Here is a 25,907-nt window from a genome sequence, read left to right as displayed (position 1 = left end):
GTGTACTGCGTACTGTCTACAGCCGAGTATCGATTGTCTTTCGTCTACAGTCTACGGCGCACTGTGGCCAGCCCTCCGGGCCGTCGGACGCGTCACACCGCCTCCGGCGGGCCGTTCACGGGCAGCGTACGACCTGTCCGGCGTACGACAGGTTGCCTCCGAAGCCGAACAGCAGCACCGGATCCCCGGTGGAGATCGCGCCCTGCTCGACCAGCTTGGAGAAGGCGAGCGGGATGCTGGCGGCGGAGGTGTTCCCCGAAGCGGTGACATCGCGGGCGACCACCGCGTTGACGGCGCCGATCTTCTGGGCGAGCGGCTCGATGATCCGCAGGTTCGCCTGGTGCAGCACGACGGCGGCGAGATCCTCGGGGCGCAGTCCGGCGCGTTCGCAGGCCTGGCGGGCGAGCGGCGGCAGCTGGGTGGTGGCCCACCGGTAGACGCTCTGCCCTTCCTGGGCGAACCGCGCCGGCTGGCCCTCGATCCGCACCGCGTGCCCCATCTCGGGCACCGACCCCCACAGCACGGGCGAGATCCCGGGCTCGACGCCGTCGGGACAGGCCTCGACGACCGCGGCGCCCGCTCCGTCGCCGACGAGGACGCAGGTCGTGCGGTCGGACCAGTCCGTGACCTCGGACATCTTGTCGGCGCCGATGACCAGGGCGCGGGTCGCGGCGCCCGCGCGGACGGTGTGGTCGCCGGTCGCCAGGGCGTGGGTGAAGCCGGCGCACACGACGTTGACGTCCATGGCGGCCGGGCGCGGGATGCCGAGGCGGGCGGCGACCCGGGCGGCCATGTTGGGCGAGCGGTCGACGGCGGTGGAGGTGGCGACCAGCACCAGGTCGATGTCGGCGGGGGCGAGGCCGGCGGCGGCGAGCGCCTTGGCCGCGGCGTGCGCGGCGAGCTCGTCCACGGGCTCGTCGGGGCCGGCGATGTGGCGGGTGTGGATGCCCACCCGGCTCCTGATCCACTCGTCACTGGTGTCGACCATGCCCGCCAGTTCCTCGTTGGTGAGCACCTTGGCGGGCTGGTAGTGGCCGACGGCGGCGATGCGCGAGCCGTTCATGTGGGGGTCCCCCTCGTTGCCTTGGGTAGCGGGATCCACCAGTCTGATCAGTGACTCGCGGGTACGGGGACAGGTGTTGCGACAGGAAACGGGCGCCGGGGTTGTCGGCTTCCCTCTAACCCCCGGACGCCCGCGCACTTCCCGAACACCTGCCCATGAGCAGCCTGAACGGCTACCCGGTGAACAGTTTCGCCGCCTTCTGCACCAGCTCGTACAGTCCGTAGGCGAGCGGGGCGCCCACCCACAGCCAGGCGAGCGCGATGAGCGGCCGGCGGTCCGGCTCAGGCGGACTCGGGCTGCTGTCGGGCTGTGACATCGGCGGCCTCCTTCGGCGGGGCGGGCACGTGGTGGCGGGCGGCGACGGGGCGGACCAGCTCGTTGGCGACGAAGCCGACGGCGAGCAGCCCGATCATGATGAACAGGGACAGGGAGTAGAGGTCCGCGCCGTGCTTGCCTGCCTCCTCCTGGCGGTCGGCGATCCAGTTGACGATCAGCGGTCCGAGGACGCCGGCCGTGGACCAGGCGGTGAGGAGCCGGCCGTGGATCGCCCCGACCTGGTAGGTGCCGAAGAGGTCCTTGAGGTAGGCGGGGATCGTCGCGAAGCCGCCGCCGTAGAAGGAGAGGATCACCAGGGCGGAGAGGATGAACAGCGGCTTGGAGGAGTCGCCGAACAGCGCGATCAACGCGTACATGAAGGCGCCGACGCCCAGGTAGAGGCGGTAGATGTTCTTGCGGCCGATCAGGTCGGAGGTGGACGACCAGCCGATGCGGCCGGCCATGTTGGCCGAGGACAGCAGGGCGACGAACCCGGCGGCGGCCGTCACGGTCACCGGGGTGGAGGTGTCGGCGAAGAAGTCCGTGATCATCGGGGCGGCCTTCTCCAGGATGCCGATGCCGGCGGTCACGTTCATGCACAGGACGACCCACAGGCACCAGAACTGCGGGGTGCGCACCGCGGAGCGGGCCGAGACCTGCACGCCCGTGACACCACTCGTCCCGTCGCTCGTCTCGTCGTTCGTCCCGTCGCTCGTCCCGTCGCTCGTCCCGTCGGGGACCGCCTGGACGGTGCGGGGCACGCGGACGAGGAGCACACCGAGGGTCATGAAGACTGCATACGATATTCCGTGGACGAGGAACGCGAGCGCGATCCCGGAGTGGTCCGCGCCGAACGACTCCAGCATCTGCGCCGACCAGGGCGAGGCGATGAGCGCGCCGCCGCCGAAGCCCATGATGGCGATGCCGGTGGCCATGCCGGGCCGGTCGGGGAACCACTTGATCAGGGTGGAGACCGGCGAGATGTAGCCGATGCCCAGGCCGATGCCGCCGACGAAGCCGTAGCCGAGGACGATCAGCCAGTACTGCTCGGTGGCGGCGCCGAGCGCGGAGATCAGGAAGCCCGAGGAGAAGCAGACCAGGGCGACCGTCATCGCCCAGCGCGGCCCGTTGCGCTCGACGAGCGTGCCGCCGAACGCGGCGGACAGACCGAGCATGACGATGGCGAGCTGGAAGGGCAGTGCGCTCTGGGTGCCGCTGAGGCCGAGCGCGGACTCCAGCGGGGGCTTGAAGACGGACCAGGCGTAGGCCTGGCCGATGGAGAGGTGGACCGAGAGGGCGGCCGGGGGCACGAGCCAGCGGCTCCAGCCGGGCGGTGCGACAGGGGGACTCATGAATCCCGAACGGTAGGAAGGATCAAGGGTGTTGAGAAGGCGGCGCGTCGACCGTATGCGGTGAACGGTATGCAGCCTGCGCCGAACGGTCGGACCGGCCGGTTTCCCCGCGGCGCGACCGGTGGTGGCGCGGACCCGTGCGCGGACCCTTGCCGCCGTAACCACCATACTGTAGACAATATTCAGTCGACAGTGTTCGGCAGTTCCTCGGTACCCTCGACCGAACGGAGCTCCCTCACCATGAAAGTCGCAGTCCTCGGCGCCGGTGCGATCGGCGCCTACGTCGGTGCAGCGCTCCATCGCGCGGGCGCCGATGTGCATCTCGTCGCCCGTGGACCGCATCTGGCGGCCATGAGGCGGGACGGAGTGCGGGTGCACAGTCCGCGCGGCGACTTCACCGCCCGCGCCCACGCCACCGACGACCCGGCCGAGATCGGCCCGGCCGACTTCGTGTTCCTGGGGCTGAAGGCCCACTCGTACGCGGCGTGCGGGCCGCTGATCGAGCCTCTGCTGCACGGCACCACGGCGGTGATCGCCGCCCAGAACGGCATCCCCTGGTGGTACTTCCACCGGCACGGCGGCCCCTACGACGGTCACCGTGTGGAGAGTGTGGACCCCGGTGGCGCGGTCAGTGCGGTGCTCGCGCCCGAACGGGCCGTCGGCTGCGTGGTGTACGCGGCCACCGAACTCGAAGCGCCGGGCGTCGTACGGCACTTGGAGGGCACCCGGTTCTCGGTCGGCGAGCCCGACCGCAGTGTCTCGGGCCGGTGCTCCCGCTTCAGCGAGGCGATGGCGGCGGGCGGCCTGAAGTGCCCGGTGGAGCCGGATCTGCGCAACGACATCTGGCTGAAGCTGCTGGGCAACATCTCCTTCAACCCGATCAGCGCGCTCGCCCGCGCCACCATGCGGCAGATGTGCCTGCACGGCGGCACCCGCCGGGTCATCGAGACGATGATGCGCGAGACGCTGTCCGTCGCCGAGGCCCTCGGCTGTGAGGTGGGCGTCTCCATCGAACGCCGGCTCGCGGGCGCGGAGCGGGTCGGCGACCACCGCACCTCCACGCTCCAGGACCTGGAGCGCGGCAAGCCGCTCGAACTCGACGTACTGCTCGCGGCCGTCGTCGAGTTGGCGGAGATCACCGGCGTCGACGTGCCCACCCTGCGCACCGTGCACGCCATCTCGGACCTGCTCGCGATCAGGAGCGCCGCATGAGGAGTGACGTATGAGGAAGCGGCCGTCGAAGACCTACACCCGGCTCACCCACCCGCTGGTGCGCGACTCCCGCGACGAGCCCTTCCGACCCGCGAGCTGGGAGGAGGCGCTCGACCGCGCGAGTCGTGGACTCGGGCGCAACCGGGGGGCGTTCGGCATGTTCTCCTGCGCCCGGGCCACCAACGAGATGAACTTCGTGGCGCAGAAGTTCGCCCGGGTGGTGATGGGCACCAACAACGTCGACTCGTGCAACCGCACCTGTCACGCGCCGAGCGTCGCGGGGCTGTCGGCGGCCTTCGGCTCGGGCGGCGGGACGTCGTCGTACGAGGAGATCGAGCACACCGACCTCATCGTGATGTGGGGCTCCAACGCCCGTTTCGCGCACCCGATCTTCTTCCAGCACGTGCTGAAGGGGATCAGGAACGGCGCCCGGATGTACGCGGTGGACCCGCGCCGCACCTCCACCGCCGAGTGGGCGGAGAGCTGGCTCGGCCTCAACGTCGGCACGGACATCCCGATGGCGCACGCGATCGGCCGCGAGATCATCCGGGCGGGCCTGGCCAACGAGACGTTCATCGAGCGGGCGACCTCCGGCTTCGAGGAGTACCGGGCGCTCGTCGAGCCCTGGACGCTGTCGCTGGCCGAGAAGGTGACGGGCGTCCCGGCCGCCGCCATCCGGGAGTTGGCGCACGCCTACGCCCGTGCCGAGCGCGCCCAGCTGTGCTGGACCCTCGGCATCACCGAGCACCACAACGGCACCGACAATGTGCGCGCGCTGATCAATCTTTCTCTGTTGACCGGTCAGATCGGGCGCTACGGAGCCGGGTTGCAGCCGTTGCGCGGTCAGAACAACGTGCAGGGCGGCGGCGACATGGGCGCCATCCCCAACCGGCTGCCCGGTTTCCAGGACATCCTCGACCCCGCGGCCCGGCTGAAGTTCGAGTCGTCGTGGGACACCGTCATCCAGCCGCACTACGGGATGAACCTGACGGAGATGTTCGAGGCGATGGAGGAGGGGACGCTGAGGGCCGTGTACTGCATCGGCGAGAACCCGGCGCAGTCGGAGGCCGACAGCGAGCAGGCCGTACGGCGCATGCGGCAGCTGGACTTCCTCGTCGTGCAGGACATCTTCCTCACCAGGACGGCCGAGTTGGCGGACGTCGTGCTGCCCGCGACCGCCGGCTGGGCGGAGACCGACGGCACGACCACCAACAGCGAGCGGCGGGTGCAGCGGGTGCGCCGCGCGGTCACCCCGCCCGGTGAGGCGCGCGAGGACATCGACATCATCTGCGACCTCGCGGCGCGGCTCGGCCACGACTGGAAGTACGCCGACGCCGAGGCCGTGTGGAACGAACTCCGGTCCCTCTCCCCCGACCACCACGGCATGACGTACACCCGGCTGGAGGAGCACCAGGGCATCCAGTGGCCGTGCCCGAGCACCGAGCGCCTCGAACCCACTTACCTGCACGGCCGGTTGTGGGAGGCCGATCCGCAACGGCGAGGCAGGCGAGCGCCGTTCGGGATCGTGCGGCACGACCCTCCCGTCGATCTGACCGACGAGCGGTACCCGATCCGGCTGACCACCGGACGGCGACTGGACTCCTACAACACCGGTGTGCAGAGCGGGAGTTTCGCCTCCCCGCTGCGGCGCGGCGAGTTCGTCGAGCTGTGTCCGGAGGACGCCGAGCGGTACGGGGTCGTGGTCGGCGAGCAGGTGCGGGTCACCTCGCGGCGCGGCACGGTCGTGGCGCCGGTGTGGATCGACACCGCGCTGCGGCCCGGGCTCGCGTTCATGACGATGCACTTTCCCGACGAGGTGGACACCAACCAGCTCACGATCGAGGCGAACTGCCCGATCGCGGGAACGGCGGAGTTCAAGGCGTCGGCGATCCGGATCGAGAAGCTGCCCGCCCCGATCACTGTGAGGTGACGCACGTGGACCTGCACTTCGGTGACAGCAAGCCCACCGACGAGGAACGGGCGGCCGTGGACGCCCTGCTCGGCCCTCCGCGGTCGTCGTGGGAGGGCGCCGACCGCACGGACGCCGACCTCGCTGGGCGCGCGGCGGCCGCGAGGCCCGCGACCGCCGTGACCTGCTGCTGCCGGGGCTGCACGCCCTCAACGACCGCGTCGGCTGGATCAGCGAGGGCGCCCTCGACTACCTGTGCCGGCGGCTGACCGTGCCGCCGGCGGAGGCGTACGGCGTCGCCACGTTCTACGCGATGTTCTCGGTACGGCCCCGTCCGGCGACCGTGCTGCACGTGTGCACGGACCTCGCCTGCACGGCGGCCGGCGCGGCCGGTCTGTGCGCTGGCGTCGAGGCCCGGCTCGGCCCGGGCAGCGGGGTGGCCGTGGAGCGCAGTCCCTGCCTCGGCCTGTGTGAACGCGCCCCGGCCGCCCTCGCGATCAGGGCGGGCGATCCGGTGCGTACGGCGGTGTCGGCGCCGTCGGCCGTCGAGGCGGCCGTACTCGCCGCGACCGCGCCCGACTCGGCGCCGCAGGAGCCGTCGGCGGCGCTGGCGGTCCCGCAGGCCGGCGATCCGTCGCTGACGCTGCTGCGCCGGGTCGGGGTGGTCGATCCGTCGTCGCTGGACGACTACCGGGCGCACGGCGGATACGCGGCCCTGCGGCGGGCGTTCGCGCTCGGCCCCGCCGGGGTCATCCGTGAGGTCACCGACTCCGGGCTGGTCGGCCGGGGCGGGGCCGCGTTCCCCACGGGCCGCAAGTGGCAGGCCACGGCGTCCCAGCCGGACCGTCCGCACCACCTGGTGTGCAACGCCGACGAATCCGAGCCGGGCACCTTCAAGGACCGCGTGATCATGGAGGGCGATCCGTACGCGCTGGTGGAGGCGATGACGATCGCGGCGTATGCGATCGGCGCGCATACCGGATACCTGTATCTGCGGGGCGAGTATCCGCGGGCGATACACCGTATGCAGTATGCCGTCGACCAGGCGCGGGCCCGCGGGCTGCTCGGCGACGACGTCCTCGGCCAGGGCTTCGCCTTCGACATCGAGATCCGGCGCGGCGCCGGCGCCTACATCTGCGGCGAGGAGACCGCCCTGTTCAACTCGATCGAGGGCTTCCGGGGCGAGCCGCGGTCGAAGCCGCCGTTCCCGGTGGAGAAGGGCCTGTTCGGCAAGCCGACGGTCGAGAACAACGTGGAGACGCTCGTCAACGTCCTGCCGATCCTGACGATGGGCGCACCAGCGTACGCGGCGATCGGCACGGCACGCTCCACCGGCCCCAAGCTGTACTGCGTGTCGGGGAGCGTCGAGCGCCCCGGGGTGTACGAGCTGCCCTTCGGCGCGACGCTGGGCGAGCTGCTGGAGCGGGCGGGGGTGCGGCCCGGGCTGCGGGCCGTGCTGCTCGGCGGTGCGGCCGGCGGGTTCGTACGGCCCGACGAGCTCGGTATCCCGCTCACCTTCGAGGGCACCCGTGAGGCGGGCACGACCCTCGGCTCGGGGGTGGTCATGGCGTTCGACGACACCGTGCCACTGCCCCGTCTGCTGCTGCGCATCGCGGAGTTCTTCCGCGACGAGTCCTGTGGGCAGTGCGTGCCGTGCCGGGTGGGGACCGTGCGCCAGGAGGAGGCGCTGCGCCGGATCGCCGACCGTGCGGGTGCGGCGGCGGCCGACGACATCGCCCTGCTCAGGGAGGTGGGGCGGGCGATGCGGGACGCCTCGATCTGCGGTCTGGGGCAGACCGCGTGGAACGCCGTGGAATCCGCCATCGACCGTCTGGGGGCGTACGCATGACCGTGACACCGCTGGGGATACCGCGTCGGCTGCTGGAGTTCACGCTCGACGGGACGCAGGTCCGGGTTCCGGAGGGGGCGACGGTCCTCGACGCCTGCCGGGCGGCCGGGAAGGACGTGCCGACCCTGTGCGAGGGCGACACACTGCGGCCGAAGAACGCGTGCCGGGTGTGCGTCGTCGAGGTCGAGGGGGCGCGCACGCTGGTGCCGGCCTGCTCGCGCCGGGCGGAGCCGGGGATGGTGGTGCGGACGGACACCGAGCGGGCGCGGCACAGCCGGAAGATCGTCCTGGAGCTGCTGGCCTCCTCGGTCGACCTGTCCACGACCCCCCGGGCCGCGGAGTGGATCAAGGAGTACGACGCGAAGCCCGACCGTTTCGGCCCGGACGCGGCCCGGCTGAACGAAGAGCCGAAGATCGACAACGACCTCTACGTCCGCGACTACGACAAGTGCATCCTCTGCTACAAGTGCGTCGACGCCTGCGGGGACCAGTGGCAGAACACCTTCGCGATCTCCGTGACGGGCCGGGGTTTCGACGCCCGGATCGCGGTGGAGCAGGACGCCCCGCTGACCGATTCGGCGTGTGTGTACTGCGGGAACTGCATCGAGGTGTGTCCGACGGGGGCGCTGTCGTTCCGCTCCGAGTACGACCGGCGGGAGGCGGGCACCTGGGACGAGTCGGCGCAGACCCGCACGACGACGGTGTGCGCCTACTGCGGAGTGGGCTGCAATCTGACCCTCCACGTGCAGGACAATGAGATCGTGAAGGTCACCTCGCCGCACGACAACCCGGTGACCCACGGCAATCTCTGCATCAAGGGCCGCTTCGGCTACCAGCACGTACAGAACCGGGGCTGATCACCACATGGGACGAGTGACCGAACGACGCAAGGTGCTCCGCATACGCGACGGGGCGGTCTCCACCCGCCCGGACACGCTCGTCGCCGAGGAACCGATGGAGATCCGGCTGAACGGCAAGCCGCTCGCCATCACCATGCGCACACCGGGCGACGACTTCGCGCTGGCGGCCGGGTTCCTGGTCAGCGAGGGCGTGCTGGCCGACGTATCCGATCTGCAGAACATCGTCTACTGCGCCGGGGCGACCGCCGACGGCTCCAACACCTACAACGTGGTCGACGTGAAGACGTCCCCCGGGGTGACACTCCCCGACATCACCCTCGAGCGGAACGTGTACACCACCTCGTCGTGCGGTCTGTGCGGCAAGGCCAGCCTGGACGCGGTGCGGACGACGGCCCGCTGGCCGATCGCCGACACTCCCCCGGTCCGCGTCGACGCCGATCTGCTCGCGGCGCTCCCCGACCGGCTGCGCGCGGCCCAGCGGGTGTTCGACCGGACCGGGGGGCTGCACGCGGCGGCCCTGTTCAGCGAGGACGGCGAGCTGCTGGACGTACGCGAGGACGTGGGCCGGCACAACGCGGTCGACAAGCTCGTCGGGCGCGCCCTGCAGAACGGTGACCTGCCGCTGTCGCGCACGATCCTGCTGGTGTCGGGGCGGGCCTCCTTCGAGCTGGCGCAGAAGGCCGTGATGGCGGGCATCCCGGTGCTCGCGGCGGTCTCGGCGCCGTCCTCGCTGGCCGTGGACCTGGCCGCGGAGACGGGACTGACGCTGGTGGGCTTCCTGCGGGGCAGCTCCATGAACGTGTACGCGGGTGAGGACCGCATCGCCCTGCGGACCGCGGCCGCCCGCGGGTGACCCGGTCCCCCCGCGGCACGGCGGCGGGGCCCCGAACGGCGGGGAGCGCCCCCTGCGCCGCGGGGGCCCCGCCTCAGTCCGCCGCCAGGCGCAGCCGCGCCGCCGGTACGACGGTGCCGAGGCGCGGGAAGTCCAGCTTCACCGACGCCTCGTGCTCGGCCTCGGTGAGAGCGGCCATGGCGTCCTCGACGAAGACGAGGTCGTAGCCGAGGTCGCCGGCGGCGCGGGCGGTGGACTCGACGCCGAGGTTGGTGGCGATGCCGCCGAACACGACGGTGGTGACGCCCCGGGCGCGCAGCGCCTCGTCCAGGCCGGTGCCCTGGAAGGCGCCGATCGTCCGCTTGACGATCTCCACGTCGCCCGGGGCGTGCAGCCCGTGGACGAGTCCGCTGCCGGGGGGCTGTTCGGCGACGCCGGGGCGTTCGACGCGGACGAGGACGACCGGGGCGCCGGCCGAGCGGAAGGTATGGGCCAACTCCGCGGCGACGGACAGTACTTCGGCGCCCTTGCGGGGTTCCAGGGGCAGGGCGACGATCCGGTCCATCAGGTCGACGAGGACGAGGGCGGTGCGCGCGGGGGCGAGCGTGAGGGGTGCGGTCATGACGGAACGTTATCCGTCATGAGCGATGCGTGCCCGGCATCCGGATCAACGGGCCCGTACGGCGGTCGCGTTCGGGTGTCTCACACGGCCGCCGAGGCCCGCTGGGCGACGTCCGGCCGCGACTCCTCCAGCGGGTCGCGCGCCCGCCGCTTGGCGATCACCGCGCACACCATCAGCTGCATCTGGTGGAACAGCATCAGCGGCAGCACGGCGAGGGAGGCGTGCGCGCCGAACAGGACGCTCGCCATGGGCAGTCCGGAGGCGAGGGACTTCTTCGAGCCCGCGAACTGGATGGCGATCCGGTCCTCCCGGCCGAAACGCAGCGCCTTGCCGCCGTACCAGGTCAGGGCGAGCATCACCGCGAGCAGGACGGCCTCGACGACGAGCAGCCCGCCGAGGCGCAGGGGGCTCACCTGGTGCCAGATGCCCTGGACCATGCCCTCGCTGAACGCGGTGTAGACGACCAGGAGGATCGAGCCGCGGTCGACCAGCCCGAGGACCTTCTTGTGCCGGGCGACGAAGGGGCCGATCCAGCGGCGCAGCAGCTGTCCGGCGGCGAACGGCACCAGCAACTGCAGCACGATCTCCACCAGCGAGTCGGCGGAGAAGCCCCCTCCGCCGCTGCCGAGGAGCGCGGCGGCGAGCAGCGGCGTGACGACGATGCCGACCAGGGAGGAGAAGGATCCGGCGCAGATCGCGGCAGGAACGTTCCCTCGGGCGATCGAGGTGAAGGCGATCGACGACTGGACGGTCGAGGGGACGAGAGTGAGGAAGAGCAGCCCCTGGTAGAGCGGCTGGGTGAGGAAGACCGGCACGAGGCCTCGGGCGGCGAGGCCCAGCAGCGGGAAGACGACGAAGGTGCAGATGAGGACGGTGGTGTGCAGCCGCCAGTGCCTGAGGCCGTCGAGGGCCTCGCGGGTGGAGAGGCGGGCGCCGTAGAGGAAGAAGAGGAAGGCGATGGCGGCCGTGGAGGCTCCGGAGGCCACGTCGGCGGCGGTGCCGCGGGCCGGGAACAGTGCCGCGAGCCCGACCGTCCCGAGCAACAGCAGGATGTAGGGGTCGACCGGCATCCGGCTCGGCCACTGCAGGCGTTTCACGGTGCTCCACGTACGTTCGATGGGGTGCGTCGGGGCCGGAGGGCCCCTCTCCATCGTCCTCTTCCGTTCCGTGATCGGGAATCCGTCATACCGCTCTGACTGTGATCGTGGTATGCGATAACCAGTACAGTGCCTACCGTGTACGACCCCTCCCATCTGCGGACCTTCCTCGCGGTCGCCCAGACGCTGAGCTTCACCCAGGCCGCGCGCCGCCTCGGGCTGCGTCAGTCCACCGTCAGCCAGCACGTACGGCGGCTGGAGGACGCGACCGGGCGGGCCCTGTTCACCCGGGACACGCACTCCGTGGAACTCACCGAGGACGGCGAGGCGATGCTCGGCTTCGCGCGCCGGATCGTGGAGGTCCACGAGCAGGCAAGCGCTTTCTTCGCCGGGACGCGCCTACGCGGCCGGCTCCGCTTCGGCGCCTCCGAGGACTTCGTCCTGACCCGGCTGCCGGAGATCCTCGAAGGCTTCCGCCACGACCACCCGGAGGTCGACCTCGAACTGACCGTGGAGCTGTCCGGCACCCTCTACGAACACCTCGCCGCCGGAAAGCTCGACCTGGTGCTCGCCAAACGGCGCCCAGAGGACCCGCGCGGCGAAGTGGTCTGGCACGACGACCTGGTGTGGATCGGCGCGGAGCGGCTCCGCCTGGACCCCGAGCGACCGGTGCCGCTCATCGTCTTCCCGCCGCCGGGCATCACCCGCGCCCTGGCCTTCGAGGCGCTCGAACGGCAGGGGCGCGCCTGGCGGATCGTCTGCACCAGCGGCAGCCTCAACGGGCTGATCGCCGCGGCCCGGGCCGGCCTCGGCGTGATGGCGCACTCCCGCGGCCTCGTCCCACCGGGCCTGGTCCGGATCCCCGAGCGGGCGGGACTGCCGGAACTGGGCCGCGTCGACTTCGTCCTGGTGCACGGACGGCGGCACGCGGCGGCCCAGGGCGCGGCGGACGCGCTGGCGGCGGCGATCCTGACGGGCGGGGACCGGCTGCAACGGCGGCCGACGGCGGGGGGTGGGGGTGGGCGGGGCGGCCGGGGCGAGTGAGAGGTGCGTACACCATTCGAACGTCCGCGTACCGCATGCGGCATACCGCCCGCAGTATCCGGCACAGCGCCCGCCGTATGCCGCATACCTCTCGCCGTACACCGCATACCGCATACCGCATACCGCATACCGCATACCGCAAGCGTCCAGTACAGCCACAGTGACGGAATCGGCCGCCGCGGCGCTGACCGAGGAGAAGGCGGCGCGCCGTCCGGGAGCCCCGCAGGGAGGGGCCGGGCGGCGTAAGCGCTGCGGGCAGATTCGGTGGAGATTACGGCACCGAAACTTACTGAACCGTCAGTTTTCTGTCCGACCCTTCCCCATGTGAGCCCATTTTCCGGCACTGACCAGCCCAGACGAGAGCATCGCTCGCTTTCCGGCCCCCTCCCGCCCCGCCCGAGCGTGGGGTAGCTTTCACGGCGCTGCGCGGCCTTGAGAAGCGGGGTGCTGGTTTTGCGCGAGTTCACCAACCCTCCGTTGGCGTTGGCGCCGCCGGTCGGCGGTCTGGCCGATGTCGTGTTCCGGCACGCCCAGGAGGACCCGCTCCATGTGGCGCTGGGCCGCAAGGACGAGCACGACCAGTGGCGGGACGTGACGTCGGCCGAGTTCCGCGACGAGGTCCTCGCGCTCGCGAAGGGCCTGCTCGCGCGGGGTGTCCGGTTCGGCGACCGGGTCGCGATCATGTCCCGCACCCGCTACGAGTGGACCCTGTTCGACTACGCGCTGTGGACGATCGGCGCGCAGGTGGTGCCGGTGTATCCCACGTCGTCGGCGGAGCAGTGCTTCTGGATGCTGTACGACGCGGAGTGCACGGCCGCGGTGGTGGAGCACGAGGACCACGCGATGACGATCGCCACGGTCATCGACCGGCTGCCGCGGCTCGGACAGCTGTGGCAGCTGGACGAGGGGTGTGTGCAGGAGCTGTACGACGCGGGCGCCTCGGTGGAGGACGAGGTGGTGCACCGGCACCGGGAGGCGGTCACGCCGGACTCGGTCGCCACGGTGATCTACACCTCGGGCACCACGGGCCGCCCCAAGGGCTGTGTGATCTCGCACGGCAACTTCATGTTCGAGGCGGACACGGTCATCGAACGCTGGGAGCCGGTGTTCCACTCCCGCAAGGGCGACGAGGCGGCGACGCTGCTGTTCCTGCCGCTCGCGCATGTGTTCGGGCGAATGGTGCAGATCGCCGCGATCCGCGGCAAGGTCCGTTTCGGCCATCAGCCCCAGCTGCACGCGGCGGCCCTGCTGCCGGACCTGGCCGCGTTCCGGCCGACCTTCTTCCTGGCCGTGCCGTACATCTTCGAGAAGGTCTTCAACGCGGCCCGCCGCAAGGCCGAGCGGGAGGGCAGATCGGGGCCGTTCGAGAAGGCGGTGGAGGTGGCGACGGCGTACGCGGAGGCGGTGGAGGCGAAGGCGTGGGGCATCGGGCCGGGCCCGTCGGCGGGGCTGCGGATGCAGCACCAGTTCTTCGACAAGGTCGTCTACGCGAAGGTGCGCGCGGCGATGGGCGGCCGGGTGCGGCACGCGATGTCGGGCGGTTCGGCGATGGACCGCCGGCTGGGGCTGTTCTTCGCGGGCGCGGGCGTGCAGGTGTACGAGGGGTACGGGCTGACCGAGACGACGGCGGCCGCGACCGCCAACCCGCCCGGCCGCACCCGCTACGGCACGGTCGGGCAGCCCATCCCCGGGATGACCGTGCACATCGCCGACGACGGGGAGATCTGGCTGCGCGGCGACAATGTGTTCCAGGGCTATCTCAACAACCCCAAGGCGACCGACGAGACCCTGCACGACGGCTGGCTGGCCACCGGCGACCTGGGTTCCCTCGACGAGGACGGCTATCTCACCATCACCGGCCGCAAGAAGGAGATCCTCGTCACCTCGGGCGGCAAGAGTGTCTCGCCGGGGCTGCTGGAGGAGCGGGTGCGCGACCATCCGCTGGTCGGCCAGTGCATCGTCGTCGGCAACGACCGGCCGTTCGTCGCCGCGCTGGTCACGCTCGACCAGGAAGCGGTGGAGCACTGGCTGCAGATGCGCGGCAAGCCGCGGATGACGCCCGCCGAGCTGGTGCGGGACCCGGACCTGGAGGCGGAGGTGCGCCGGTCGGTGGTGGCCGCGAACACGCTGGTCTCGCAGGCGGAGTCGATCCGCACCTTCCGCATCCTGGCCCAGCCGTTCACGGAGGAGCACGGGCTGCTCACGCCGTCGCTGAAGCTGAAGCGCAAGGCGATCGAGAACGCGTACGCCAACGAGGTCGACGCGCTGTACCGGACATGAATCCCCGTACCGGACGAAAAGCCCTCCATCGGACGTGAAGCCCTGGGGTCCGAATTCGCGATTCGGGGTCAGGAATGCATCACGGCGTGTGATCGTTGACGATGGGAGTACGACTTTGACGGACAACCGAAGGATCGAGAGCTCGTGAGCAGCAAGGTCCCCCCGATCATCCTCAACAACGGCGTGGAGATGCCCCAGCTGGGCTTCGGCGTCTGGCAGGTGCCGGACGACGAGGCGGAGCGGGCGGTCTCCACCGCGCTGGAGGCCGGGTACCGCAGCATCGACACAGCGGCGATCTACGGCAACGAAGAGGGCACCGGCAAGGCGATCTCCGCCTCCGGGGTGCCCCGCGAGGACATCTTCGTCACCACCAAGCTCTGGAACTCCGACCAGGGCTACGACGCGACCCTGCGCGCGTTCGACACCTCGCTCGGCAAGCTGGGCCTGGAGTACGTCGATCTGTACCTCATCCACTGGCCGCTGCCGGCCCGGGACAAGTACGTCGACACGTACAAGGCGTTCGAGAAGCTGTACGCGGACGGCCGGGCCAAGGCGATCGGTGTCTCCAACTTCCCCGTCGAGCAGCTCGAGCGGCTGACGGGCGAGACGGCGGTCGTCCCGGCGGTCAACCAGATCGAGCTGCACCCGCACCTCCAGCAGCACGCGCTGCGGGAGTTCCACGCGGAGCAGGGCATCGCCACCGAGGCCTGGTCGCCGCTGGGCCAGGGCAAGGGGCTGCTGGAGGTCCCGGCGATCGTCGCGATCGCCCAGAAGCACAACCGCACCCCGGCCCAGGTGGTGCTGCGCTGGCACCTCCAGATCGGCAACGTGGTGATCCCGAAGTCCGTGACGCCGTCGCGGATCAGGGAGAACATCGAGGTGTTCGACTTCAGTCTGGACACCGAGGACCTGGCGGCGATCAGCGCGCTCAACGAGGACCGGCGGATCGGTCCGGACCCGTCGACGTTCGACATCGGCTGAACCCGGGCTTGTCGTGGACGAGGGGCGTGGCCGTCGGCCGCGCCCCTCGTCTCATGGCCGGGCCCTCACAGCCGGGCCCGGGTGACCGGGGCCGCGCCGTCCACGGACTCGGACAGGACCACGGGGACGACGGTGGAGGGCGGGTCGGTCGGCGGCGGACCCGTGCCGCCGGCGACGAGATCACGGACGCACACGTCGAAGGCCGGGTCGGAGAAGTAGTCGGAGTGTCCCTTCGGGGGCTGGTAGCAGGTGTCGCCGGGCTGCTTGCACAACTGCGTCGGGTCGAGCAGCTGCCGGTCCCCGCGGCGCAGTGGGTCGCTCGGCCGCAACGGAGCCGTGTCCCGTACGACCCACCCGCCGATGGGGTCGCCGGCGCGGTACAGGTTGTACCAGCGCGTGTCCTCGGCGAGGCCGGGACTCCCCCCGTGGGCGGGGAGGGGGTCCTCCGTGTTGGCCAGGATCCGCCCGAGGCGGTGTACGGCGTCCGCGCCGAAGTAGGCGGGGAAGAACCGCGCGTACAGCCCGGTCAGCGGGCAGCCGTAGGTCAGCAGGGCGGCGCGGACGCCGGCCGCGGTCCTCGCCTGCATCAGGACGGCCGCCCCGATCACGGAGCCCTGCGAATGGCAGGACAGCAGCACCCGTCCGCGTGGCCGCTCCTGGTGCTCCAGCTGCTCCTCGGCCGTACCGGTGAGGTATTCCAGGCGGGTCAGCAGGTCGGGCACGGTCCGCTCGGCGTAGCAGGGCGGGGCGAAGGGGTGGGTGGCGCGCGGCCAGAACGTGCCGACGTCCCAGAGGATGCCGATCGTGCGCCGGAAGCTCGCGCTGCGGTAGGCCTGGCGTCCGGCCCAGAGCAGTCCGGCGACCAGGCCGGTCAGGACGAGGTTGGCGGCGGTGGTCAGCCAGCGGGAGCCGTCGCTGACGAGCCGGGTGCCCAGGGCCAGGTCCAGGGCGACTCCGGCCGCCGCGATCACGGCGGCGGCGAGCAGCAGCAGGCCGAGTCCGCCCGCGGCGGCGGGACCGAGCCCCCGGGCGCGGGCCCATACGTCGGCGATGTGCCGGCGCCGTGCCAGCGGTGCGCGGCCGAAGTCGTCGAGCGGGTAGAACTCCTTGACGTGGTGCAGCGCCTCCACGCGGCCGTGGCGCATGCCCGCCCAGGCGCGGGCGGCGGGGAGCAGCGCCACGACGGCGAGGGCGAGCGCGCACACCGCCGCCCAGAAGTAGGCGGTCGGCACGAGCAGGGGCCGTTGGTCGCCGGTGGGGTGTCCGGGGACCGTGGGCGCGCCGAGGATCTCCGCCGCGCGGAGGGTGACGCCGGCGGCGAGGGCGGTCGCCAGCAGGGTGGCGAGGAGGGCGACCCCGGCCATGCTCATGCCGCCCCAGACCGGGCGCGGGAAGTCGGGGCTGTCGAGGAGGTCGCGGTCGGGGGGTGTCGTCCTCGCCGTTCCGCGTACGACATGGGAGGCGGCGAGGAGCAGCAGGAGCGCGCCCTGGGCGACGAGCAGCCAGCGCACGGCACCGGTCTGCCAGGGCAGGGCATGGGTCCCGGGGGCCGCGTCGGACGGACCGGCGTCCGCCGCGCCCCAGCAGGCCACGGCGAGGGCACCGGCCACGAGCGCGGTCACGAGCCAGGGCAGGACGCGGTGGCCGTCGAGGTCGTCGTCCGTGCGGGTCGCGTGCTGTTCGGGCCGGTCCGGCCGGTCCGGCCGGTCCCGGTCCTTCACCCGCGGGACCTGGACCACGACCAGCGCCACGACGAGGAGCAGGGCGAGCAGCAGGAGGTTGCGGACGACGGCCGCCGCCGGGTGCCAGGTGCCGCCGTGGGACAGGCTGGTGAGGTCCGCGCCGGGCAGCAGCGGCGCGAGCAGCAGGACGCCCACGACGGCGAGGGCGCCGGCGACGTGCAGGGCGCGCAGCTCGCGCACGGGTCCGCGGCCGTTCCACAACCGGCGGTCCTCCAGGGGCAGTCGGACGTCCACCGTGCCTTTGACCTGGGGGACCTGCTGGGCCTCCATGGTGGCCCAGGTCCTGCGGGCGGTCCACCACAGCAGGGCGACGAGGGCGAGCGGCACGATCGAGGCGACGGCGAGGTGCCGGCCGGTGGAGTCCAGCCAGCTGTAGTGCAGCCAGTTGAGCCAGAACCCGCCGCTGGAGCAGGTCGGTCGGCCTGGGCCGGTGTGCGCTGCGCACTGCCAGCCGACCAGGTCCATCGACACGGAGGTGGCGGCCAGGACATAGGTGCCGGTGAGAGAGAGCGCGAGGAGCCGCTGGACGGCCATGCGTTCGGGCACGACCCGGGTGCCGCCGTCGACGACGCGGTGGTCCGGGTCCATGTAGTAGGCGAGGTTGAGGAACATGAAGGGCAGCAGAAGCAGCCACAGGGCACGGGAGTTGTCGCCCGAGGTGAGCTTTCCCCAGGAGTATCCCTCGCGGCGGAAGTCCGGACCGTCGGGGGCGCCGCGGGCGCGCTCCCAGATCCGCCGGTAGAAGCCGGCGAGCCGGTCGCCCGCCACCAACGCGACGGCGGGGTGGCAGAGTTCGGCCTCGGGTGGCGTCCCCGACACCCCGTGGACGCGCAACTCGGTCCAGCCGCTGGTGTCCTGACTGACGTAACGGTCCATGACGGCCCCCGTCTCCCCGCACGGACCGCGTCAGGGATGCCGCGTCCGAGCGGAACCGCGCTCCCATCCTACTGCCGAAATGTGACCCAGGTCACTATGGACGACACGGGACGTGACGGAGGAGATGAAGGAGGAGATGAGGGAGGAGACGACGCAGGAGTCGGCGCAGGAGGTGACGGACGGGAGGCGGGTGTGCGGGGGCTCGCCGTCCGGACTACGCGGGCTTCACCGCCGTATGCACGGTGTGTGCGGCCAGCACGAACACATCGGACCTGCGCCGGACGCCGGCCGGGTCGGCGGGGTCGAGGAGGCGGTCGAGCACGGCGCGGTCCTCGGGGTCGAGGACGTCGCCGTAGATCTCGCGCAGCCGGCCCAGCGAGTCGGCGATGTAGGCGCGGGCCCGGTCGGAGGCGGGGGCGGGCAGGTCGAGGAGGAAGCTGCGGCTGCGCGTGTGCTTCAGGCCCGCGGAGCCGAGCAGGGCCGGCCAGTCCTCGGTCACCTCGACGGTGCCCGGCAGGTCGGCCCGCATCTGTGCGAACCACTCCTCCTGGAGCGCGTCGAGCCGTGCCTCCAGGCCGGGGCGGCCGATGCCGATGTCACGCGGCAGGAACCGGCTCGGCAGGCCCCCCTCCATGATCGCCAGCGTGCCGCCGGGCGCGAGCCGCTCGGCGAAGGCGGTCAGGGCGGCCCGCTGGTCGCCCAGGTGGTGCAGACTGCGCCCCGCCCACAGCAGGTCGGCGGGATAGTCCAACTCGTCCAGGATGCCGGGGAGTTCTCCGGCGAGGGTGCCGAAGCGGTCGGCGTACCCGAGCCGGGCGGCGCGGGCCTCGGCCTGCTCCAGCAGCGGTTCGGAGCCGTCGACCGCGAGGACCCGGGCGCCGGGGAAGGTCTCGGCGAACAGCCCCGAGACGACGCCCGGACCGCTGCCCAGGTCGACGATCAGCCCCGGCTCGGTCACCTCCTTGCCGAGCCAGGTCAGGGCCCGCTCGTACAGCGGGGTGAACAGTTCCGCCTGGGCCACGAGGTGCGGGGCCATCTCCGCCCAGTCGATGTCGGTGTGATGGCCGTGCCCTTGGCCGTGCCCGGGGCCGTGGCCGTGACGGTGCTTGTGCCCGCCGTGGCCGTGAGCGTCCCGCCGGTGCGCGCTCTGCTCGTGGTCGCCGTGCTCGTGGTCGCCGTGCTCGTGCGGGTGGTGCGCCATGGTGGTCAGCCTCTCGTCGGTGTGCCGCAAGAGTGCTCCGGCACACCGCGCGAGGGCCACGATTGTTGCCGGGACGGCAAAAACTTCGCTCCTCCGGTCCCGGAATCCGCCGCGTCCGGCCGCTCCCCGGGCTCGGGAGCGGCCGGACGGGACCCGCGCCGGTTCCTACAGCGGCGGGTAGGCGTTCTGCATCAGCTGCTGGAACTGGGCCGAGAACCAGTGCCCGGACAGCGGGGCGTTGGCCAGGGCCCCCGACATGTTGTTGCCGTTGCGGGCGTTGCCCGTGTACGTCGGGTCGCACATGCGGTCGAAGCCCTTGCCCTCGTCGTTGGCGATGGCGGAGCTGGAGCCGTCGGACTCGCCCGGCGGCTTCATCCACACGTACGCGTCGATCCCGGCGGCCGGTGCGGCCTGCGGGCGCTCGCCGAGGCCGGCGCCGGACTGGTTGCACCAGTTGCCGACGTGGATACGGCGGTCGTAGCGGCCCCCGTCGACATAGGTGTCGACGCTGGTCGTGGCGCCCGGACCGGTGGGCCGTGCGGTGCCGCCCCAGCCGTTGCGGGAGGTGTCGATCAGCATGCCGATGCCCGACCGGAAGCCGGTGGACACCAGCTGGGTGCGGAAGGCCTGCGCGTACGACAGCTCGTCGACGTACCGGTTCCAGTCCACCCACTTCGACTGGCGTACGGAGGTGCCGTTGACGCTGTCGTTGATGGTGAAGTTGTTCTCCTTCAGGGCGCTGTAGTTCGCCGTGTTGGTGATGAAGCCGTGCACATCGTCCACGGTCGCCCCCTCCGCGGTGGCGGCCTGGTAGAAGAGCTGGGCGGACGGGGCGAAGTTGTCGTCCCAGCCGAGCCAGCCGTGGTGACCGGCGTCGATGTAGTTGTAGACGTTGGGGATGTCGCCAAGCTTGTTCAGCGCGTAGCCCACGCCCTTCACGTAGTTGCCGTTGGCCTTCATGGTGTCGCAGGCCGCGGTGGCGGTGGGCCGGCTGCCGGTGTTGGTGACCAGGTTGGGCAGCGAGTCGATCTCGATGGTGGTGACGATCCGCAGCGAGGCGTACTTGCTGTCCGCGAGGATCGCCGCGATCGGGTCGATGAACTGCGTCTTGTACTTGTCGATCTCCGTCGGGCCGAGCTCGCCGTTGGAGGCGAGGGCGGCGCAGTCACGGCCGGGCAGGTCGTAGACGACCAGCTGGACGACCTCTTCGCCGCTGCCCTTCTGGGCGAGGGCCGCGTCGAGGTGGGCGCGCAGGCCCATGCTGCTGCTGGTGCCGTTGATCGCGGCGATGCGGTCGAGCCAGACGCCGGTGGGCTGGCTGGAGATCCGGGAGCCGCCCGTCTCGGCCGCCGCCTTCGCCGACCACTCGGGGTTCACGTACACCTTGGCGCCCGCGTAGGGGTTGTCGACCTTGGTGGACGGGGTGCCCGGGTCGGTCGGGGTGCCGGGATCGGTGGGCGTGCCGGTGCCGCTGTCGACGTTGCAGGTGACCCCGTCGAGCGTGAACGAGGCCGGGACCGCGTTGGTGCCGCTGTAGGAGGCCTGGAACCCGAAGCTGACCGAACCGCCGTTCGGCAGCGTCCCGTTGTAGGTCTCGTTGTTCGCGGTGACGGCAGTACCGGACTGGGTGATCTTCGCGTTCCAGCCGTTGGTGATCTTCTGGTTGCCGGCGTACGCCCACTTCACCGACCAACTCGTCTTCGCGGCCGAGTTGTTGGTCACGGTGACGTTGGCGGTGAAGCCGGTGTCCCACTGGTTCTGCACGGTGTAGGCCACGGTGCACGGGATGGCGGCGATGCCCGGATCGCCCGGGACCACCGCGAGTGCCGTCCCGGAGGCGCCGGCGACCAGCGCCAGCGCGGCGAGCATCGCTGTTCTGCTACGGCTCATGAGTGCGGGTTTCCTTGTCCGTCGCGGGTGTTGTCCGTGCCGTTCGTTCCGTTCGTTCCGTCCGTTCCTGACGTCCCTTGCTGCTGATGGCGCCTATCCGTCGAGGGCGCGCAGGTGGTCGCGCAGCCCGGTGCCGTACGCGGTGGGGGTCCCGTCGTAGCTGGAGATCAGGGACGGGCCCGAGGAGCAGTCCCAGGTGTTCCAGGTCCAGCCCAGGTACGACAGCTCCCGGTCGTCGAACCACTTCATGACCTGGTCGACGAACGTGTGCGAGCAGGTGTTCTCCCCGATCTCGCCGGCCACGAGCGGCACCTGGGCGGCGACGGGGGCCAGCGTGGAGTTCCAGCAGCTCTCGTTCGCGCAGGAGTTGAAGTTGTAGACGTGGTAGGCGGCGGCGAGATTGCCGGTCGGGTCGGTGGGCCTGTACGTCAGCCACTGGCTGAGGTCGTTGGAGTAGGCGAGGCCGCCGGCGAGGATCACATTGCGGGCGCCGGTCGACCGTATGGAATCGACGAGATCCTGCATACCGGCGACCTCGTACCCGATGCCGGGGCAGGTGCCGCCGTCCCGCCAGCACTGCCAGGCCTGGGTGGTCGTGGAGGTGGCGCGGTCCGGGTAGGGCTCGTTGAACAGGTCGAACACGACGGCCTGGTCGCCCTTGAAGGTGTTCGCGACCGACGTCCAGAACGCGGGGGTGTACTGCATGTCGGGCATCGGCTTCTGACAGCTGGCGTGCACGTCCGAGCAGCCGGCCGAGTTGCCGGTGTACTGGCCGTAGGTCCAGTGCAGTTCGACGACCGGGGTCATGCCGTGCGCCTCGACGCGGGCCACCAGGTCCTTGACGGCGTTGACGTAGTTCGCCCCGCCGTAGGCGGAGTTGATGTTCGACAGGCCCAGCCAGCACTCCTCGTTGAGCGGGATGCGGACCGTGTTGGCGTTCCAGTCGGCGATCGCCTGGACCGCCGCGTCGTCGACCGGGCCGTCCCAGATGCCGCGGCCCTGGACGCACATGAACTCGCCGCCGGACCGGTTCACGCCGAGCAGCCTGCGGGTGCGGCCGTCGGCGTCCACGAGCTTGTTGCCGGACACGCTCAGCCGGGGCGGTGCGTCACCGGTGCCGGGCGGGGTGGTGGCCGTCGCGGTCGGGGTCGGGGTCGGTGTCGGGGTGGAGCCGCCGTCCACGTTGCAGACGGTGCCGTTGAGCCGGAACGTCGTGGGTACGGCGTTCGTCGCGCCCTTCGACGCGATGAAGCCCGCGTCGACGCTCGCGCCGGTGCCGAGCGAGCCGTTCCAGCTCTCGTTCGCCGCGGTGACGGCCGTACCCGACTGGGACCACTTGGCGCTCCAGCCCTGGGTGACCTTCTGCCCGTTCGCGAAGTCGAAGGTCAGGGTCCAACTGCTCACGGCGGCCGCGTTGTTGGTGATCCGCACCGCGCCCTGGAAGCCGGCGTCCCACTGGCTGGTGACGGAGTACTCCACCGTGCAGGCAGGCGTGGCTCCCTGGGCCGTCATGACCGGCAGGGCCACGCCCGTCCCGAGGGCGACCGCGCCGGCGACGGCTAAAAGGATTGAACGAGGGGGGTGTCGCATGAGCGACTCCTTGCAGCTCAGCGCGTCGTGACGGACGCGTCGACTGATGGAATCGCTCCCACTGGTGTCTCGAAGTTAGCGCCAAGCACTGGCAAAGAACAGGGGAGACGCTGACTTTCCCTCAACTTCTCGCGTCGAATGTTTTCGACTCTTCAAGCACCTTGACCGCCTTCACCCCTTTCCCCACTATGGGAGCGCTCCCACTGGTTCAGGGCTTGTTGCTCCTCCCCCCACCGCTTAGAGCCGCAAGGAGGAACCGGAACCATGGATCCCGTACGCAGACGTCGTGCGACGCGGCGCCTGTGGACCGCCGTAGTCGCGGCCCTCGCGCTTCCCTTCGCCATGCTGAGCACGCTCCCGACGCCCGCCCAGGCGGCGGCGCTCCAGTGCAGCGTGGACTACAAGACCAACGACTGGGGCTCCGGTTTCACCGCCGACCTCACCCTCACCAACCGCGGCACCGATCCCATCAGCGGCTGGACCCTGACGTACGCCTACACGGGCAACCAGAAGCTGTCGAACGGCTGGAACGGCACCTGGGCGCAGTCCGGCCAGCAGATCACGGTGAACAACGCCACCTACAACGGGACCATCGCGGCGGGTGCCGCGGTGAGCACCGGCGCGCAGTTCACCTACAGCGGCACCAACACCGCGCCCGCCGCCTTCGCGATCAACGGCACCACCTGCACCGGTGCGCACCAGCCGCCGATCACGGTGCTGACCAGCCCCGCGGCGGGCGCCGTCTACACCCAGGGCGACGCGGTGCCGCTCGCGGCGACCGCCGCGGCCGCCGACAGCGCGACCGTCACCAAGGTCGAGTTCTACGACGACACGACCCTGCTGGGCACGGACACCACCGCGCCGTACACGCTGTCGGCCGCCGGGTTGGCGGTGGGCAGTCACTCGCTGGTGGCGAGGGCCTACGACAGCCTGGGCGCGTCGGGCACGTCGACGCCGGTCGGCATCACGGTCGCCTCGGGACCGGCCGTGGTCGCCTCCACCAACCAGCTGGCGGTGCAGCAGGGCAAGACCGGCACCTACGAGGTGAAGCTGTCGACCCAGCCGTCGGCCAATGTGACCGTCACGACCGCCCGGGCCAGCGGCAACACGGGTCTGACGGTGACCGGCGGCGCCTCGCTCACGTTCACCCCGTCGAACTGGAGCACCGCCCAGAAGGTGACCGTCACCGCGAACGCCTCCGGCACCGGCGCGGCCGTGTTCGAGTCGACGGCCACCGGACACGCGAAGGCATCGGTCACGGTCACCGAGATCGCGGGCAGCAAGGTGTACGACGCGCGGTTCCTGGACCTCTACGGCAAGATCACCAACCCGGCGAACGGCTACTTCTCCCCCGAGGGCATCCCCTACCACTCGGTGGAGACCCTGATCGTCGAGGCGCCGGACCAGGGCCACGAGACCACGTCAGAGGCCTACAGCTACCTTCTCTGGCTGCAGGCCATGTACGGCAAGATCACCGGCGACTGGACCAAGTTCAACGGCGCGTGGGACATCATGGAGAAGTACATGATCCCCACCCACGCCGACCAGCCGACGAACTCCTTCTACAACGCGTCGAAACCGGCGACGTACGCACCGGAGCTGGACACGCCGAACGAGTATCCGGCGCGGCTGGACACGGGTGTGTCGGTGGGATCGGATCCGATCGCCGGTGAACTGAAGACCGCATACAGCACGGACGACGTCTACGGTATGCACTGGTTGCAGGACGTCGACAACGTCTACGGCTACGGCAACGAGCCCGGCAAGTGCGAGGCAGGCCCGACCGCGACCGGACCGTCGTACATCAACACCTTCCAGCGCGGTGCGCAGGAGTCGGTGTGGGAGACGGTCCCGCAGCCGACCTGCGACGCCTTCAAGTACGGCGGCACGAACGGGTATCTGGACCTGTTCACCGGCGACTCGTCCTACGCCAAGCAGTGGAAGTACACCAACGCCCCGGACGCCGACGCGCGGGCGGTGCAGGCGGCGTACTGGGCGGACGTCTGGGCGACCGCGCAGGGCAAGGGCGGTGACGTCTCGGCGACCGTCGGCAAGGCCGCGAAGATGGGCGACTATCTGCGGTATGCGATGTACGACAAGTACTTCAAGAAGATCGGCAGCTGTGTCGGTCCGACCGCGTGCGCGGCCGGCACCGGCAAGGACGCCTCGCACTATCTGCTGTCCTGGTACTACGCCTGGGGCGGCGCCACGGACACCAGCGCCGGCTGGGCCTGGCGCATCGGCTCCAGCCACACCCACGGCGGCTACCAGAACCCCCTGGCCGCCTACGCGCTGAGCAGCTACGCCGACCTCAAGCCCAAGTCGGCGACGGGACAGGCCGACTGGGCCAAGTCCCTCACCCGGCAGATGGAGTTCTACCGCTGGCTGCAGTCCAGCGAGGGCGCCATCGCGGGCGGCGCGACCAACAGCTGGGCCGGCCGCTACGCCACTCCCCCGTCCGGCACGTCGACCTTCTACGGCATGTACTACGACCAGCAGCCCGTCTACCACGACCCGCCGTCCAACCAGTGGTTCGGGTTCCAGGCCTGGTCGATGGAGCGGGTCGCCGAGTACTACCAGCAGACGGGGAACGCGGCGGCCAAGACGGTCCTCGACAAGTGGGTCGACTGGGCGCTGTCCAAGACCACGATCAACCCGGACGGCACCTTCCTGATCCCCTCCACCCTCCAGTGGTCGGGCCAGCCCGACACCTGGAACGCCTCGAGTCCCGGCGCCAACACGGGACTTCACGTCACCGTCGCCGACTACACCAACGACGTCGGCGTGGCCGCCGCGTACGCCAAGACCCTCACGTACTACGCCGCCAGGTCCGGTGACACGGAGGCCAAGTCGACCGCCAAGGCCCTGCTGGACGGCATGTGGACCAACTACCAGGACACCCTCGGCATCGCGGTCCCCGAGACCCGCGCCGACTACAACCGCTTCGACGACGGCGTGTACGTCCCGAGCGGCTGGAGCGGGAAGATGCCGAACGGCGACACGATCAGCTCCTCCTCGACCTTCACCTCACTGCGTTCGTTCTACAAGAGCGACCCGGCGTGGTCGAAGATCGAGAGCTATCTCGCGGGCGGCGCCGCGCCCGTGTTCACGTACCACCGGTTCTGGGCCCAGGCCGACATCGCCCTGGCCATGGGCTCGTACGCGGAGCTCCTCGAATAAGTCCCCGCTAAC

General features: G+C 70.9%; 17 protein-coding genes and 1 pseudogene. 9 read left to right on the top strand and 9 right to left on the bottom strand.

The features are described from left to right. Positions 1-115: 115 nt before the first annotated feature. From ACYQ8Q_RS36565 to ACYQ8Q_RS36555, 3 genes are all read right to left on the bottom strand, one after another. Complete coding sequence (locus ACYQ8Q_RS36565) at positions 116-1,063, bottom strand: beta-ketoacyl-ACP synthase III (RefSeq protein WP_055633984.1); 948 nt, start codon at positions 1,061-1,063, stop codon at positions 116-118. A 172-nt stretch (positions 1,064-1,235) separates the two neighbouring features. Beyond that, a complete protein-coding gene (locus tag ACYQ8Q_RS36560) occupies positions 1,236-1,379 on the bottom strand; it encodes an MFS transporter small subunit (RefSeq protein WP_167738980.1) in 144 nt (47 codons plus the stop codon). Then, positions 1,345-2,730: an OFA family MFS transporter gene (locus tag ACYQ8Q_RS36555; RefSeq protein WP_460070964.1), complete on the bottom strand. Its 1,386-nt coding sequence runs from the start codon at positions 2,728-2,730 to the stop codon at positions 1,345-1,347. The genes ACYQ8Q_RS36560 and ACYQ8Q_RS36555 overlap by 35 nt, the downstream gene beginning before the upstream one ends. A 240-nt stretch (positions 2,731-2,970) precedes the next feature. Between ACYQ8Q_RS36555 and ACYQ8Q_RS36550 the strand changes: the two genes are divergently transcribed. The 5 genes and pseudogenes from ACYQ8Q_RS36550 (at position 2,971) to fdhD (ending at position 9,413) form a co-directional block, all read left to right on the top strand. After that, positions 2,971-3,942, top strand: a complete 972-nt coding sequence (locus ACYQ8Q_RS36550) for a 2-dehydropantoate 2-reductase (protein WP_460070963.1) — start codon at positions 2,971-2,973, stop codon at positions 3,940-3,942. A 10-nt stretch (positions 3,943-3,952) separates the two neighbouring features. After that, on the top strand, positions 3,953-5,872 hold the full coding sequence (locus ACYQ8Q_RS36545; RefSeq protein WP_460070962.1) for a molybdopterin oxidoreductase family protein: 1,920 nt from the start codon (positions 3,953-3,955) through the stop codon (positions 5,870-5,872). Positions 5,873-5,877: 5 nt separating this feature from the next. Beyond that, positions 5,878-7,700, top strand: a pseudogene (locus tag ACYQ8Q_RS36540) (NADH-ubiquinone oxidoreductase-F iron-sulfur binding region domain-containing protein). Further along, the gene (locus ACYQ8Q_RS36535) at positions 7,697-8,557 is read left to right on the top strand and encodes a 2Fe-2S iron-sulfur cluster-binding protein (protein ID WP_460070961.1); all 861 of its coding nucleotides are present in this window, start codon (positions 7,697-7,699) and stop codon (positions 8,555-8,557) included. Before ACYQ8Q_RS36540 ends, ACYQ8Q_RS36535 begins: the two are co-directional and overlap by 4 nt. 7 nt (positions 8,558-8,564) lie before the next feature. Continuing rightward, positions 8,565-9,413 carry a formate dehydrogenase accessory sulfurtransferase FdhD gene (gene fdhD / locus ACYQ8Q_RS36530; RefSeq protein WP_460070960.1) on the top strand — a complete coding sequence of 283 codons (849 nt, stop codon included), beginning with the start codon at positions 8,565-8,567 and terminating at the stop codon, positions 9,411-9,413. A 73-nt stretch (positions 9,414-9,486) separates the two neighbouring features. Here the strand turns inward: fdhD and ACYQ8Q_RS36525 are convergent, their stop codons facing one another. Beyond that, positions 9,487-10,014 (bottom strand): isochorismatase family protein, encoded by a 528-nt coding sequence (locus tag ACYQ8Q_RS36525; protein ID WP_460070959.1) that lies wholly within the window; start codon positions 10,012-10,014, stop codon positions 9,487-9,489. A gap of 80 nt (positions 10,015-10,094) precedes the next feature. Beyond that, complete coding sequence (locus tag ACYQ8Q_RS36520) at positions 10,095-11,111, bottom strand: bile acid:sodium symporter family protein (protein ID WP_460070958.1); 1,017 nt, start codon at positions 11,109-11,111, stop codon at positions 10,095-10,097. Positions 11,112-11,249: 138 nt separating this feature from the next. Between ACYQ8Q_RS36520 and ACYQ8Q_RS36515 the strand changes: the two genes are divergently transcribed. The 3 genes from ACYQ8Q_RS36515 (at position 11,250) to ACYQ8Q_RS36505 (ending at position 15,416) form a co-directional block, all read left to right on the top strand. Then, entirely contained in the window at positions 11,250-12,155 is a 906-nt protein-coding gene (locus ACYQ8Q_RS36515) for a LysR substrate-binding domain-containing protein (protein WP_460070957.1), read from the top strand. Between the two features lie 453 nt (positions 12,156-12,608). Then, positions 12,609-14,435, top strand: a complete 1,827-nt coding sequence (locus ACYQ8Q_RS36510; protein ID WP_460073634.1) for an AMP-dependent synthetase/ligase — start codon at positions 12,609-12,611, stop codon at positions 14,433-14,435. Positions 14,436-14,579: 144 nt separating this feature from the next. Beyond that, positions 14,580-15,416 (top strand): aldo/keto reductase, encoded by an 837-nt coding sequence (locus ACYQ8Q_RS36505; RefSeq protein WP_460070956.1) that lies wholly within the window; start codon positions 14,580-14,582, stop codon positions 15,414-15,416. Positions 15,417-15,481: 65 nt separating this feature from the next. On the opposite strand, the gene ACYQ8Q_RS36500 is transcribed toward ACYQ8Q_RS36505, so the two are convergent. The 4 genes from ACYQ8Q_RS36500 to ACYQ8Q_RS36485 all read right to left on the bottom strand — a co-directional run bounded on the left by ACYQ8Q_RS36500 (position 15,482) and on the right by ACYQ8Q_RS36485 (position 22,715). Next, positions 15,482-18,034: a hypothetical protein gene (locus ACYQ8Q_RS36500; protein ID WP_460070955.1), complete on the bottom strand. Its 2,553-nt coding sequence runs from the start codon at positions 18,032-18,034 to the stop codon at positions 15,482-15,484. Positions 18,035-18,248: 214 nt separating this feature from the next. Then, the gene (locus ACYQ8Q_RS36495; RefSeq protein WP_460073633.1) at positions 18,249-19,235 is read right to left on the bottom strand and encodes a class I SAM-dependent methyltransferase; all 987 of its coding nucleotides are present in this window, start codon (positions 19,233-19,235) and stop codon (positions 18,249-18,251) included. Between the two features lie 165 nt (positions 19,236-19,400). Continuing rightward, positions 19,401-21,125, bottom strand: coding sequence for a glycoside hydrolase family 6 protein (locus ACYQ8Q_RS36490; RefSeq protein ID WP_460070954.1), 1,725 nt, complete (start codon positions 21,123-21,125; stop codon positions 19,401-19,403). A gap of 93 nt (positions 21,126-21,218) precedes the next feature. Further along, positions 21,219-22,715 (bottom strand): cellulase family glycosylhydrolase, encoded by a 1,497-nt coding sequence (locus tag ACYQ8Q_RS36485; protein WP_460070953.1) that lies wholly within the window; start codon positions 22,713-22,715, stop codon positions 21,219-21,221. A 264-nt stretch (positions 22,716-22,979) separates the two neighbouring features. Between ACYQ8Q_RS36485 and ACYQ8Q_RS36480 the strand changes: the two genes are divergently transcribed. After that, the gene (locus ACYQ8Q_RS36480) at positions 22,980-25,895 is read left to right on the top strand and encodes a glycoside hydrolase family 48 protein (RefSeq protein ID WP_460070952.1); all 2,916 of its coding nucleotides are present in this window, start codon (positions 22,980-22,982) and stop codon (positions 25,893-25,895) included. Positions 25,896-25,907 lie beyond the last annotated feature (12 nt).

The sequence above is a fragment of the Streptomyces sp. YKOK-I1 genome (assembly GCF_054660435.1).
Note: the sequence above shows the minus strand (reverse complement) of the source record. Positions and strands in the feature narration are given on the sequence as shown.